Origin of the sequence: Mesorhizobium sp. J8 (assembly GCF_016591715.1) — a bacterium.
GTDB lineage: Bacteria > Pseudomonadota > Alphaproteobacteria > Rhizobiales > Rhizobiaceae > Mesorhizobium.
Genome location: NZ_AP024109.1, coordinates 5,595,970 through 5,609,069 on the forward strand (window position 1 = coordinate 5,595,970; position 13,100 = coordinate 5,609,069).

Here is a 13,100-nt window from a genome sequence, read left to right on the forward strand (position 1 = left end):
GATCAGCCGCGCAGCGCCGCCATCGCCGCCGTGTGCAATTCCGGCGTCGCGGCCGCCAATATGTCGCCGCCGTTTTCGGCCGGCCCACCCTCGAAAGTGGTGATGACGCCACCGGCCTTTTCGATGATCGGGATCAGCGCCACGATGTCGTAGGGCTTCAGGCCTGGGTCCGCGACGATATCGATGCTGCCGGCGGCAAGCATGGCGAAGGCGTAGCAGTCGGTGCCGTAGCGGGCGAGTTGGACCTTTGTCTCGAACTGGTCGTAGCGCTTGCGCGCATCGCCCTTGAACAGGGCCGGCGTGGTCGTGAACAGCGTCGCTTGCGCGAGTTCGGTCGTCTTGCGCGTCGCGAGCCTGCGAGGTCCGCCCGGTCCTTCATAGTGCGACCCGGACGCATTGGCATAGAACAGTTCGCCGGTGAAAGGCTGGGACATCATGCCGGCGACCGCATCGCCGTCGACAGTCAGCCCGACCAGCGTCCCCCAGACCGGGATGCCGGAAATGAAGGCGCGGGTGCCGTCGATCGGGTCGATCACCCAGACATGCCGGCTGGTGAGGTTCTGGCTGCCATGCTCTTCGCCGAGGATGCCGTGTCCGGGATATTCGGAGGAGATCAGCGCCCGGATCGCACGCTCGGCCTCGCGATCGGCCTCCGTGACCGGGTCGAAGCTTCCCGCCTCCTTGTTGGCGACCGCCCCCTGGCTTCGGAAGCGCGGCAAGGTTTCCGCGGCGGCGGCATGCGCGATGCGCCGCATGAAATCGGTGCTGATATCCAAGTCGCTCTCCCCATCGCGGCTCTTGCCAGCCGCTCTTTCTCGCCAGAACAGGCACTCTGAAAACCGGTCAGGCGCCCGCTTTCTGTTGCCCGAATGCCACATCTGAACCGCCGAAGCGGAATTTCCACATCATATTGAATTAAAAAACCCTGCTGTCGATTGACATTTGTGCGACGCACAATAATTTTGTCATCGGACAGGTTTTCCTGTCCATGCCCTCCTTGGGCGTTTCCTCCCTAGACTTCGACCGTGTCGTGAAAACGATGCGGTCTTTTTTTCGAGCTATTCCGGGAAAGCGTGAGGCGGTTTTCCGTCCGGAATTGCGTTTGTAAAGAACTCGGCGCCCCGACCGCGCGGTCATTCCGCCGCGAGCGGCAAATCGACGAAATGATGATCGGGCATCGACATCAGGTCGGCCGAAAAGCGGGTCAGGTCGCAGGCCAGGGCGTCGAAGCCGGCCGACTTCTGGAATGTCCGCTCGTCCATGTAAAGCCCGCGATTGACCTCGATTTGCAGCGCATGCAGGTGCCGTGCCGGCCTGCCATAGTGCTCGGTGATGAAGCCTCCGGCATAGGGCTTGTTGTGCGCGACCGTATAGCCCATGCCGACAAGCAGGCTGATCGCCATTTCGGTGAGCGCCGGCGAGGCCGAGATGCCGAACCGGTCGCCGATGATGAAGTCGGGCCGCACGCCATTGTCGCCGACGCGGATCGAGGCCGGCATCGAATGGCAGTCGATCAGCACGGCATAGCCGAACCTGGCATGCGTCCTGGTCAAGAGCCGCTTCAGCGTCTCGTGGTAAGGTTTGTAGACAGCTTCGATGCGGGCCACCGCTTCGGCCAGCGGCAGGCGGCCAGGATAGATGTCGAGCCCTTCGCCGACCAGTTTCGGCACCGTGCCCAGCCCGCCGGCGACCCGCGCCGAGCGGATGTTGCAGAAGGAGGGCACCGGCTCCGCGAACATGCGCGGGTCGAGCTCCCAAGGCTCGCGGTTGACATCGAGATAGGCGCGCGGAAAGTTCGCCGCCAGCAGCGGCGCGCCGAGCGGCACGGCGCCGCCGAAGAGCTCCTCGACATAGCAGTCTTCCGACCGGCGGATGGCGTTGCGGTCGAGCCGCGCCATGGCGAGGAAGCGCTCAGGATAGTGGCGGCCGCTATGCGGTGAGTTGAACAGGAAAGGGACGCGCTGTTCGGCGCCCGATCGGATTTCGAAGGGTGGAACGACCGAAAAATCCTCGGCTGCCGTCTTCAATTTTTACGAACCAGGATGAAGCACTGCGTCATGACGCAAAACTTGCCACCTTGCGCCCGGCATGTCCAGCGTTTCAGGCGGCGAAACCGTGCTTCGACCCTATCCAGGATGCCCTTCATTCACTTGATGTTTACCGCCTCCATCTCATATACAGGATGGTTAACGGGCTCGCCCGGCGGCAGGCTTGGGGCGGGTGATTCGGACGGGATATGATGGCACGCATTCTGCTGGCGGAAGACGATGACGATATGCGCCGCTTCCTCGTCAAGGCGCTGGAACGCGCCGGCTACCAGGTAAGCGATTTCGATAATGGCGCCAGCGCCTATGAGCGGCTGCGGGAAGAACCTTTCTCGCTGCTTTTGACCGACATCGTCATGCCGGAAATGGACGGCATCGAGCTCGCCCGCCGCGCCACTGAGATCGATCCCGACCTCAAGGTCATGTTCATCACCGGATTCGCCGCGGTCGCGCTCAATCCCGATTCCAAGGCGCCCAAGGACGCCAAGGTGCTTTCGAAGCCCTTCCACCTGCGCGATCTGGTCAATGAGGTCGAGAAGATGCTGCAGGCAGCCTGAGGCCTGCGTCGGGGACCTGCATCGGCAAGCACTTCGCCGCTGCGACAAACGGAAGCCGTCTTTCCACATTCCCGCTATTGACGCGCCGGATCAAAAGTGGTGTATGCGCGGCGTCGGATGGGCGTGTAGCTCAGCGGGAGAGCACTGCATTGACATTGCAGGGGTCACAAGTTCAATCCTTGTCACGCCCACCATCCTTCCAATAACTCAGCGGTTTCCGCCATGCCTGGCACGAGCGGCGGCGTCAGCAGGCGACGTCTTGGCATGAGTGAAAGTGCGCGCGGCCACTGCGCCATCATAGTCCGCTGGCTCCCCAAGGGATCGAGATCAAGCCAACCTATCACCCGCTGGCTCCAGCATGCCGGTTGGGTCTAAACCTTGCTCGCGATGTCATAAGCAATCGCTCGCGGCCCTTCCTCCAGCGCGACTGTTGCCGCTGTGTTACAGCGCAACCCAGGAAGATCATGCTATCAACTCTTAGATGCAATGGCGGATCGGAGCGACAGGCGAGTTATGAGGAAGGTTCTACTCACATCGGCAATGCTTGTTGGGTTTTGTTCGTCAGGCTTTGCTGCGGATGCATTGTCTGTCGAGCCCACGTCCTACAATTGGACAGGCGCCTATATTGGCGTGGTTGCTGGCGTCAATTTTCTCAAGGGCGATGTGACGATCCCGAATTATGACCCCACCGGATATGATGGCGATAGCACATCGGCATCGATTGGCGGCCAAGTAGGCTACCAGTATCAGTTCGACAACAATGTTGTTCTCGGAGCGGAGGCCCGTCTGGTTGCGGTGTTCAACAAGAAAACGGTGCCGACGATCGACAGTGAAACGTTCGAGACCGCTGCCGATTGGCAGGGCGATATCGTCGCGAAGGCCGGATATGCGATGGGCAACTTCCTCCCCTACGTTAAGGGCGGCGTGGCCTTCCTGCACCTGCACGATACCGGATATAGCGTTCTCGGTTTTGGGGACACCAAGTTTGATCGGACTTATACCGGCTGGACGATCGGTGTTGGCGCAGACTACGCGCTCAATGACAAATGGATTGTTGGCGTTGATTACGCCTACGCGCATTTCTCGGACCATAATTTCCAAGATGACAGCGCGTTGGTCGGCCCAACGTTCGTCAAGCCCAGCACCCATACGGTTTCTCTGCGCCTAAATTACCGCTTTTGACCTCGCTGATCGTTGCGGGCGGCCATGGCGATGGCCGCCTCGAGTCGAGCGCACGTTAACGACTCTCCAGCGGCGCTGCGCCCGCTGGCTACCCGAGATCCCCTTCGAACATCACCAGCGTACGATTTGACGCCTTGAGCGCGAAGCGCATGGCTTCCTCATAGGCCGGGTCGGCATAGCAGGCCTTGGCGATCTCCAGCGACGGAAACTCCACAAGCACCATGCGCATGGCATCGCGCGCCTCAATGAGCAGCGGTGGCTGCTTTGTCGTGTTGGTGCGTGCCTGGTATTTTTCGCCGATGGGCTTCCAGAGCCGGGCGTATTCGGCCTGCGCCTCCTGGTCCGAAATCTCGGTTCCGACGATGAGCCAATATCCCTTCACGCCGAGGCGCTCCCTTATCGATTGCGGTCCGGCACCATGAACCCGCCGCCGTTGATGCGCAACAAATGTCCGGGGACGAATTGCCAATGTCCGGTGCCGGACAGGCAGGCATTGGACACCTCGGCGGTGCCAAGTCCTGAGCGGCATCATCGGCATGCCGTGCGTGGCAACCACGATCTCGCGATCCGCCCGCCACGAGGTCGCACAGGACCGCAGGGGACCGGCTTAGATGCCGGCCATTGCCAGCAGAATCTTCATCCGTGCGATGGCAAGATCGGGATCGGCCAGCAGGCCGGCCTGGTCGGAGAGGCGGAAGACGTCCGCGTAATGGCATATGCCGCGCGCCGATTGCATGCCGCCGACCATGGTGAAATGGTCCTGATGCCCGTTCAACCAGGCCATGAAGACGATGCCGGCCTTGTAGTATTCGGTCGGCGCCTCGAAGATTTTGCGCGACAACGGCACGGTCGGCGCCATCAGCGCGTCGTAACCGGCACGATCGCCTTCGGCCAGCTTCGCCAGCGCGGCATTGGCGACCGGCGCGATGGCGTCGAAGATGCCGAGCAGTGCGTGGGAATGCTTCCTGCCGTCCCCGGCGATCAGTTCCGGATAATTGAAATCATCGCCGGTGAACATCACGACGCCCTCGGGCAGCCGGTCGCGCAGCAGCATTTCCTTCTGCGCATCGAGCAGCGATATTTTGATGCCCTCGACCTTGCCCGCATGCCGCTCGATGATGGCGACGACCGTATCGAGCGCCGCGCCGAAATCGTTGCTGCCCCAATAACCCTTGAGCGCCGGATCGAACATATCGCCCAGCCAGTGCAGGATCACCTTGCCCGACGCCTGGGAGAGCATGCGGTCATAGACGCGGGCATAATCGTCCGGCCCCTTCGCCACCGCCGCCAGCGCGCGGCTCGCCATCATGATCGCCTTGCCGCCCTCGCCTTCGATGAAGGCGAATTGTTCTTCATAGGCGCGGATGACGTCGTCGAGCGTCTTGGCCGCCGCCGGCGCCAGGTGATCGGTTCCCGCCCCCGATGCGAGGTCGGCGCCCGGCACGGTGCGCGCCTCCGCGATCGAACGACGGATCAGCTCCCTGGCGCCTGCCCAGTCGAAACCCATCCCCCGCTGGGACGTGTCCATGGCCTCGGCGATGCGGAAGCCGAGCCGCCACAGATGATGGCGGAACGCCATCGTCCTGTCCCAATCGACCGCCGGCCGCGACCATGGATTGGTCATGGCTATGGGGTCGGCGACGACATGGGCGGCAGCATAGGCGATGCGCGAGAAGCCCGCACCTTTGATCGGTTCGGCCGGTTTGCCGACGAGCCGGTAGCCGACCCGGTCGCCGTTTTCCGCAGGCAAGGTGATGTCCATGGAACTCTCCCGTTGCGGCCGCTATAAATGGAACGTTCCAATAAATCAAGAACCTTTATGATTCTCGGGATCTGAACCGGCAGGGCATAGCCCTTCTGTGGAGAAACGCTTGCGTTGGCAGGTGTTTTGAACCGCTTCAATCAATTTTTCAAATCTCGCGGGAATCACGATTGACTCTGATTTGGAAGGGTGATTAGAACGTTCCAATAAATTTGCTCAAAACGCGGAGGACGGAACGAGGATGGCCAGCCGGGCCAAGGCGACGATCCTGGATATCGCCCGCGAGGCCGGCGTGTCCAAATCGACGGTGTCGCTCGTGCTGCAAGGCAGCGGGCTGATCCGGCCTGAAACCGCGACCAAGGTGCGCAAGGCGATCGAGGATGTCGGCTATGTCTACAACCGCGGCGCCGCCAATCTGCGCAAGGCCCATTCCAACGTCATCGGCATGGTGATCAACGATCTCACCAACCCCTTTTTCGCCGAGCTTGCCGTCGGCATGGAGCGCGTCTTCCAGGCGGCGGGCGTCGTCCCCTTCATCGCCAACACGGCCGAAAACCCGGTGCGCCAGGAAGAGGTGCTGAAGTCGCTGATGGAGCAGGGTGTCGCCGGCCTCATCGTGTCGCCGGCGCGCGGCACCACGCCTGGGGCCTTCCGCCGCATCGAGACGGCGGGCGTGCCGATCGTCTTCACCATGCGCCGGCTGCCGGAGAGCCGCATTCCGGTGATCGCGCCGGACAATCATCGCGGCGCCGCGCTTGCCACCGAGCATCTGATCCGCAAGGGCCATCGCCGCCTGGCGTTCTTCGGCGGCTCGTCCGACCTCGTCGTTTATCAACAGCGGTTGGGCGGCTTTCTCGATGCTTGCGAAACGCTCGGCGTCCCCGCCGCCGACAGAACGATCGTCGAGGGCGAGACCAGCCGCAAGGGTGGCATGGCTTGCCTGGAGACGGCGCTTGCCTCGGCGCAGCCGCCGACGGCGGCGCTCTGCTTCAACGACGCGGTCGCCTTCGGCGTCATGCTGGCGCTGCGCAAACGCGGCCTCGAGGCTGGGGCGGACTTCGCCGTCGTCGGCTTCGACGACGTCGCCGAGGCCGAGCACTACACGCCGGCTTTGACCAGCGTTGCCGTGGACACCGCGGGCCTCGGCGAGCGCGCCGCCCACGTCATGCTGAAGATGATCCAGTCGCGCACCACGCGCGCCGAGGATCATATCGGCGCCGTCAGCCTGGTCGTGCGGGAAAGCAGCGGTCCGGACCGCAACAGTCAAGTGGGAGACGCGGCATGAGCGTGCGATGGGGATTGATCGGCGCCAGCACGATCGCCAGACAATTCATGATCGGGGCCATCCGCGCGCAGGCCGATGGCGAGGTCGCCGCCGTGATGAGCTCAAGCGCCGAGCGTGCGCAAGGCTATGCCGGCGAGAACGGCATCCCTGTCGCCGTCTCGACGCTCGATGCGCTGCTCGGCGCCGATATCGACGCCGTCTACATCTCGACCACCAACGAATTGCACCTCGAGCAGGGGCTCGCCGCGATCAAGGCCGGCAAGCATGTACTATGCGAGAAGCCGCTGGCGCTGACCAGCGCCGATGCCCGCAAGCTGGTCGCCGCCGCGAAAGCCGCCGGCATCGTCTTCGGCACCAACCATCATCTGCGCAACGCCGGCGCGCACCGCGCCATGCGCGAGGCGATCGCCGCCGGCCGCATCGGCAAGCCGATCGCGGCGCGCGTCTTCCACTCCGTCTTCCTGCCGGAAAACCTGCAGGGCTGGCGCATCACCAAGCCCGAAGCCGGTGGCGGCGTTGTGCTCGACATCACAGTGCACGACGCCGACACGCTGCGCTTCGTGCTCGGTGACGACCCGGTCGAGATTTCCGCCTTCACGCAATCCGCCGGCATGGCCGGCGGCGGCCTGGAAGACGGCGCCATGTGCATCTGGCGCTTCAAATCCGGCGTCATCGCGCAATCGCACGAGGGCTTTACCACGAAATTCGCCGGCACCGGCTTCGAGGTGCACGGCTCGGAAGGTTCGCTGATCGCCACCAACGTGATGACGCAGAAGCCGGTCGGCTCGGTGCTGCTGCGCACCGCGAGCGGCGAGGAAGAATTGCGCTTCGACCGCGAGGACCTCTACACCCGCTCGGTCCGCCGGTTCCATGCCGCGATCCGCGGCGAAGGCCAGCCCGCCGCCACCGGCGAGGACGGCATCTGGTCGCTGGCATCGGCCGAAGCAGCACTTCAATCGTCGAAGACCGGCAAGACCGTGGTCATCGATCCGCAACTCGGGAGCCTCGCGTGAGCAAGCTCGTCTCTGCGGCCCATGCCGCCAGCCTGATCAAGGACGGAATGGTCGTCTCGGTATCGTCGTCGAGCGGCCTCGGCTGTCCGGACGCCGTGCTTGCCGCGATCGGCGAGCGCTTCGACGCGGAAGGCCATCCGAAGGCGATCACCACGCTGCACCCGATCGCCGCCGGCGACATGTACGGCATCAAGGGCATCGACCATCTCGCTAAGCCAGGCCTGTTGAAGCGCACCCTCTGCGGCTCCTATCCCTCCGGCCCCTCCTCCGCCGAGCCGCCGCAGATTTGGAAGATGATCGGCGACAATTCCGTCGCCGCCTACAACGTGCCCTCCGGCATCCTGTTCGATATGCATCGCGAAGCCGCTGCCAAGCGGCCGGGCGTGCTGACCAAGGTCGGCCTCGACACCTTCGCCGATCCGCGCCACCAAGGCTGCGCGATGAACGCCGCGGCGAGCGAGCCAATCGTCTCGGTCGAGCAATTCGACGGCGAAGAATGGCTCTATTTCCGCGCCATCGTGCCCAACATCTCGATCATCCGCGCCACTTCCGCCGACGAGCGCGGCAATCTCACCTACGAGCATGAGGGCGCCTATCTCGGCGGCCTGGAGCAGGCGCTGGCGGCCCGCAACAATGGCGGCATCGTCATTGCGCAGGTCAAGCGCGTCGTCGAGAACGGCACACTGAAGCCGCATGACGTACGCGTGCCCGGCGTGCTGGTCGACCACATGGTGGTCGCGCCCGACCAGTTGCAGACGACGCAGACGCCTTACGATCCGGCGATCTCCGGCGAGATCTTCCGGCCATTGTCGACCTTCCGCACGCCGGAAATGAACATCCAGAAGGTCATCGCGCGCCGCGTCGCCATGGAGTTGCGCGACGGCATGGCCGTCAATATCGGCTTCGGCATCTCCGCCAATGTGCCGCGCATCCTTCTCGAGGAAGGCCAGCACGGCAAGGTCACCTGGGTGATCGAGCAGGGCGCGGTCGGCGGCGTGCCGCTGCTCGACTTCAAATTCGGCTGCGCCTCGAACGCCGAGGCGATCATGCCCTCACCGCACCAGTTCATCTATTTCCAGGCCGGCGGCTTCGACGCCTCGCTGCTCTCCTTCCTGCAGATCGACCGTCATGGCTCGGTCAACGTTTCGAAGCTCTCGGCGCGGCCGCATGTCACCGCCGGCGCCGGCGGTTTCGTCGACATCACCGCACGGGCGAAGAAGATCGTCTTCTCCGGCTTCTTCAATGCCGGCGCCAAGCTTTCGCTCGCCGATGGCGCGATCCGCATCGACCAGGAAGGCAAGGTCAAGAAGGTGGTCGAGGCGGTCGAGCACATCTCCTTCTCGGGAAAACGCGCTGTCGCTCAAGGGCAGGACATCACCTACGTCACCGAGCGCTGCGTGATGAAGCTGACGCCGGACGGGCTGATGGTCACGGAGTTGGCCCCCGGCGTCGACCTCGAACGTGACGTGCTGGCGCAGGCCGAGATTCCGCTCTCCGTCGCCAACGACCTCAAGGTCACGCCCGCGGCGCTCTATCAGGACCGGCCGATCGGCCTGTCGCTCAATGGCGGCGCCTCGCTCGGAGGCGCTCATGACTGAGCGTCACGTCACTTTCCAAAGGGATGGCGCCGTCGGCATCGTCACGCTGCGCCGGCCGGAGAAATTCAACGCGCTCGACATTCGGATGCTGCGCGCGCTCGAAACGGCACTCGACAAAGCCGAACTGGCCGAGGGCGTTCGCGCCGTGCTGATCCGCGGCGAAGGCAAGGGCTTCTGCGCCGGCGGCGACGTCGAGGCCTGGGGCGCGATGAGCGCCGCCGACTTCCAGGTGCAGTGGGTGCGCTACGGCCACCGCGTCTTCGACCGGCTGGCGCGGCTCAGGCAACCGACCATCGCCGTGCTGTCCGGCCACGCGCTGGGCGGTGGGCTGGAACTGGCCGCGGCTTGCGACTTCCGCGTCGCCGAAGCCCAGATAAAACTCGGCTTTCCCGAAACCTCGATCGGCGTCGTTCCCGGATGGTCGGGCACGCAGCGCGCCGTGCGCCGCTTCGGTGCACAGATCGTGCGCCGGATGGCGATTGGCGGCGAGATTTTCCTGGCAGCCGACGCGCTCGCGCACGGCATCGTCGACCGGCTGGTCGAAACGGGCAAGGCTTTCGACGAAGCCAAGGCGTGGGCCGAGAAGATCGCCGAACGCGGCCCGCTGGCGACGGAGGCCGCCAAGCTGATGATCGGCGTTGCCGAGGGCGAGGAAGACGCCGCCGCCGTGGAAGCGCTGGCCAGCGGTTTCATCGCGCTGACAGGCGACCTCAAAGCCGGCGTCGGCGCTTTCAAGACCAAGCAGAAGCCGGCCTTTTCGAGATCCTAGAGAAGACATGATGAACGCACCGCTCAACATTGCCATGCCGGCCGAGGCGTCCCGAGCGCCGCAGGCTTACAAGCTTTTGATCGACGGCCGGCATGTCGATGCCCGTGACGGCCGCAGCATCGAGCGCGCCAGTCCCGGCCACGGCTTCATCGTCTCCCGCTATGCGCAGGCGGGCGCGGCGGAGGTCGAGGCGGCGGTGCAGGCTGCGCACAAGGCGTTCGAGACCGGCCCATGGCCGCGCATGAAGGCGTCGGAACGCGCCGCGGTGCTGCTCAAGGCGGCCGACCTGATCGAGACGCGACTGGAAGAGATCGCCCGCCTCGACGCGTTGGAATCCGGCAAGCCGATCGCCCAGGCGCGCGGCGAGATCGGCGGCGCGATCGACATCTGGCGCTATGCCGCCTCGCTTGCCCGCACGCTCCATGGCGAAAGCTACGCCAATCTCGGCGACGATATGCTGGGCGTCGTGCTGCGCGAGCCGATCGGCGTCGTCTCGATCATCACGCCGTGGAATTTTCCTTTCCTGATCGTCAGCCAGAAGCTGCCTTTCGCGCTTGCCGCCGGCTGCACGGCGGTGGTCAAGCCGAGCGAGATGACCTCGGCCTCGACCTTCGTGCTCGGCGACATCCTGCTGGAAGCCGGATTGCCGGCCGGTGTCGTCAACATGCTCGCCGGCTACGGCGCCGATGTCGGCGCGCCGATGGTCAGCCATCCGCTGGTCGAGATGGTGTCCTTCACCGGCTCGACCCGCGTCGGCAAGACAACGATGGCCGCTGCCTCGAACTCCTTGAAGAAGGTCTCGATGGAGCTCGGCGGCAAGAACGGCCAGATCATCTTCCCCGACGCCGATCTCGAAGCGGCGGCGGACGCCGCGGTGTTCGGCGGCTTCTTCAACGCCGGCGAATGCTGCAATGCGGGCAGCCGCCTGATCGTGCACGAGGCGATCGCGGACGACTTCCTGAACGCCGTCAAGGCACTGTCCCAGAAGGTCCGCGTCGGCGATCCGCTCGATGACCGCACCAAGGTAGGCGCGATGATCTCGACCGAGCATATGGAAAAGGTAGCCGGCTATGTAACGGCTGCGAAAACCGATGGCGGCAACGTTTTCGCCGGCGGCGCGCGGCTTCCATCCAATGCCGGCCAATATCTCGATCCGACCATCATCCGCAACGTTACAGAGGATATGGCGATCGCGCGCGAGGAAGTGTTCGGGCCGGTGCTGTCCGTGCTCACTTTTGAAACGATTGAAAAGGCATTGCACATTGCCAACAACACGCCCTATGGTCTGTCTGCAGGGGTGTGGAGCGCCAGCATCGACACATGCATGTCGGTGGCGCGCGGTGTGCGTTCGGGGACGGTTTGGGTGAATACGTTCATGGAAGGTTATCCCGAACTGCCCTTCGGCGGCTACAAGCAGTCCGGTCTGGGACGCGAACTCGGCAAACGCGCGGTCGAGGACTATACCGAGGAAAAGACTATCCAGTTTCATCGCGGCCAGCGCACCGGTTGGTGGCTCGGCTGAGTTGGGAGACGCCGGCGGACACCGCCGGTTATGTGTATGCAACAAGGGAGGTAGTACATGTTGCGCAAATTGCTTATCGGAACGGCACTTGCGACGAGCTTTGCGTTCTCGGCGCATGCCGCGGACGTCAAGGAAGTGCAGATGCTGCATTGGTGGACGTCGGGCGGCGAGGCAGCTGCTCTGAACGTGCTGAAGCAGGATCTCGCCAAAGAAGGCTATGCCTGGAAGGACGTGCCGGTGGCCGGTGGCGGCGGCGACGCCGCCATGACCGCGCTGAAGGCTATGGTCGCGGCCGGCAACTACCCGACCGCCTCGCAGATGCTCGGCTACACCGTGCTCGACTATGCCGCCGCCGGCGTCATGGGCGACCTGACCGAGACCGCCAAGAAGGAAGGCTGGGACAAGTCGGTTCCGGCTGCCCTGCAGAAGTTCTCCGTCTATGACGGCAAGTGGGTCGCCGCTCCGGTCAACGTCCACTCCGTCAACTGGCTGTGGATCAACAAGGCGGTGATGGACAAGATCGGCGGCACCGAGCCGAAGACTTTCGACGACTTCGTGGCGTTGCTCGACAAAGCCAAGGCTGCCGGCGTCATCCCGCTCGCGCTGGGCGGCCAGAACTGGCAGGAAGCCACCATGTTCGACTCCGTCGTTCTGTCGACCGGCGGGCCGGAATTCTACAAGAAGGCGATGAACGACCTCGATGAAGAGTCGCTCAAGTCCGACACGATGAAGAAGTCGTTCGACAATCTCGCCAAGCTCGTCACCTATGTCGATCCGAATTTCTCGGGCCGCGATTGGAACCTCGCCACCGCCATGGTCATCAAGGGCGACGCGCTGGTTCAGGTCATGGGCGACTGGGCCAAGGGCGAATTCCACGCCGCCAACAAGACCCCGGGCACCGACTTCCTCTGCTACCGCTTCCCGGGCACCGACGGTTCGGTGATCTACAACTCCGACATGTTCGGCATGTTCAACGTGCCGGAGGACCGCAAGGCCGCCCAGGTGGCACTCGCCACCGCCACCCTGTCGAAGAGCTTCCAGTCGGCCTTCAACGTGGTGAAGGGTTCGGTTCCGGCCCGCACCGACGTGCCTGACACGGATTTCGACGCCTGCGGCAAGAAGGGCATCGCCGACCTGAAGAAGGCCAACGAAGGCGGCACGCTGTTCGGCTCGCTGGCGCAGGGCTATGGCGCCCCGCCAGCCGTCGCCAACGCCTACAAGGATGTCGTGTCGAAGTTCGTCCACGGTCAGATCAAGACCTCCGACGAGGCCGTGACCGAACTGGTCAAGGCGATCGACGACGCCAAGTAAGGTTCGCTTGAACCAACCCTCCCCCGCTTCGGCGGGGGAGGTTCTCCTGTCGACAA

The 13,100-nt window shown here is 63.9% G+C and carries 12 protein-coding genes and 1 tRNA gene; 9 read left to right on the plus strand and 4 right to left on the minus strand.

What is annotated here, in order from left to right; translation table 11 throughout:
• Positions 1–2 precede the first annotated feature (2 nt).
• A complete protein-coding gene (gene hisN, locus MJ8_RS26830) occupies positions 3–776 on the minus strand; it encodes a histidinol-phosphatase (RefSeq protein ID WP_201411631.1) in 774 nt (257 codons plus the stop codon).
• 357 nt (positions 777–1,133) lie between these two features.
• Complete coding sequence (locus MJ8_RS26835) at positions 1,134–2,027, minus strand: N-formylglutamate amidohydrolase (protein WP_189341577.1); 894 nt, start codon at positions 2,025–2,027, stop codon at positions 1,134–1,136.
• A 212-nt stretch (positions 2,028–2,239) separates the two neighbouring features.
• On the opposite strand from MJ8_RS26835, the gene cpdR reads away from it, so the two are divergent.
• From cpdR to MJ8_RS26850, 3 genes are all read left to right on the plus strand, one after another.
• On the plus strand, positions 2,240–2,602 hold the full coding sequence (gene cpdR / locus MJ8_RS26840) for a cell cycle two-component system response regulator CpdR (protein ID WP_006199474.1): 363 nt from the start codon (positions 2,240–2,242) through the stop codon (positions 2,600–2,602).
• A 119-nt stretch (positions 2,603–2,721) separates the two neighbouring features.
• Positions 2,722–2,796, plus strand: a tRNA-Val gene (locus MJ8_RS26845).
• Positions 2,797–3,115: 319 nt separating this feature from the next.
• The gene (locus tag MJ8_RS26850) at positions 3,116–3,784 is read left to right on the plus strand and encodes an outer membrane protein (protein WP_201411632.1); all 669 of its coding nucleotides are present in this window, start codon (positions 3,116–3,118) and stop codon (positions 3,782–3,784) included.
• A gap of 88 nt (positions 3,785–3,872) precedes the next feature.
• Here MJ8_RS26850 and MJ8_RS26855 read toward each other — a convergent pair whose 3' ends face one another.
• On the minus strand, positions 3,873–4,166 hold the full coding sequence (locus tag MJ8_RS26855; protein ID WP_201411633.1) for a DUF1330 domain-containing protein: 294 nt from the start codon (positions 4,164–4,166) through the stop codon (positions 3,873–3,875).
• Positions 4,167–4,391: 225 nt separating this feature from the next.
• On the minus strand, positions 4,392–5,546 hold the full coding sequence (locus MJ8_RS26860; RefSeq protein ID WP_201411634.1) for a dihydrodipicolinate synthase family protein: 1,155 nt from the start codon (positions 5,544–5,546) through the stop codon (positions 4,392–4,394).
• Positions 5,547–5,787: 241 nt separating this feature from the next.
• Here MJ8_RS26860 and MJ8_RS26865 point away from each other — a divergent pair, with 241 nt between their 5' ends.
• From MJ8_RS26865 to MJ8_RS26890, 6 genes are read left to right on the plus strand one after another with little or no spacing between them, the layout of a single operon-like run.
• Positions 5,788–6,831, plus strand: a complete 1,044-nt coding sequence (locus tag MJ8_RS26865; protein WP_201411635.1) for a LacI family DNA-binding transcriptional regulator — start codon at positions 5,788–5,790, stop codon at positions 6,829–6,831.
• On the plus strand, positions 6,828–7,844 hold the full coding sequence (locus MJ8_RS26870) for a Gfo/Idh/MocA family protein (protein ID WP_201411636.1): 1,017 nt from the start codon (positions 6,828–6,830) through the stop codon (positions 7,842–7,844). The genes MJ8_RS26865 and MJ8_RS26870 overlap by 4 nt, the downstream gene beginning before the upstream one ends.
• Positions 7,845–7,891: 47 nt before the next feature.
• Entirely contained in the window at positions 7,892–9,442 is a 1,551-nt protein-coding gene (locus MJ8_RS26875) for an acyl CoA:acetate/3-ketoacid CoA transferase (protein WP_412177131.1), read from the plus strand.
• Positions 9,435–10,211 carry an enoyl-CoA hydratase/isomerase family protein gene (locus tag MJ8_RS26880; RefSeq protein WP_201411638.1) on the plus strand — a complete coding sequence of 259 codons (777 nt, stop codon included), beginning with the start codon at positions 9,435–9,437 and terminating at the stop codon, positions 10,209–10,211. The genes MJ8_RS26875 and MJ8_RS26880 overlap by 8 nt, the downstream gene beginning before the upstream one ends.
• A gap of 10 nt (positions 10,212–10,221) precedes the next feature.
• Positions 10,222–11,733 carry an aldehyde dehydrogenase family protein gene (locus MJ8_RS26885; RefSeq protein WP_201415601.1) on the plus strand — a complete coding sequence of 504 codons (1,512 nt, stop codon included), beginning with the start codon at positions 10,222–10,224 and terminating at the stop codon, positions 11,731–11,733.
• A gap of 57 nt (positions 11,734–11,790) precedes the next feature.
• On the plus strand, positions 11,791–13,044 hold the full coding sequence (locus MJ8_RS26890; protein WP_140746722.1) for an ABC transporter substrate-binding protein: 1,254 nt from the start codon (positions 11,791–11,793) through the stop codon (positions 13,042–13,044).
• Positions 13,045–13,100 lie beyond the last annotated feature (56 nt).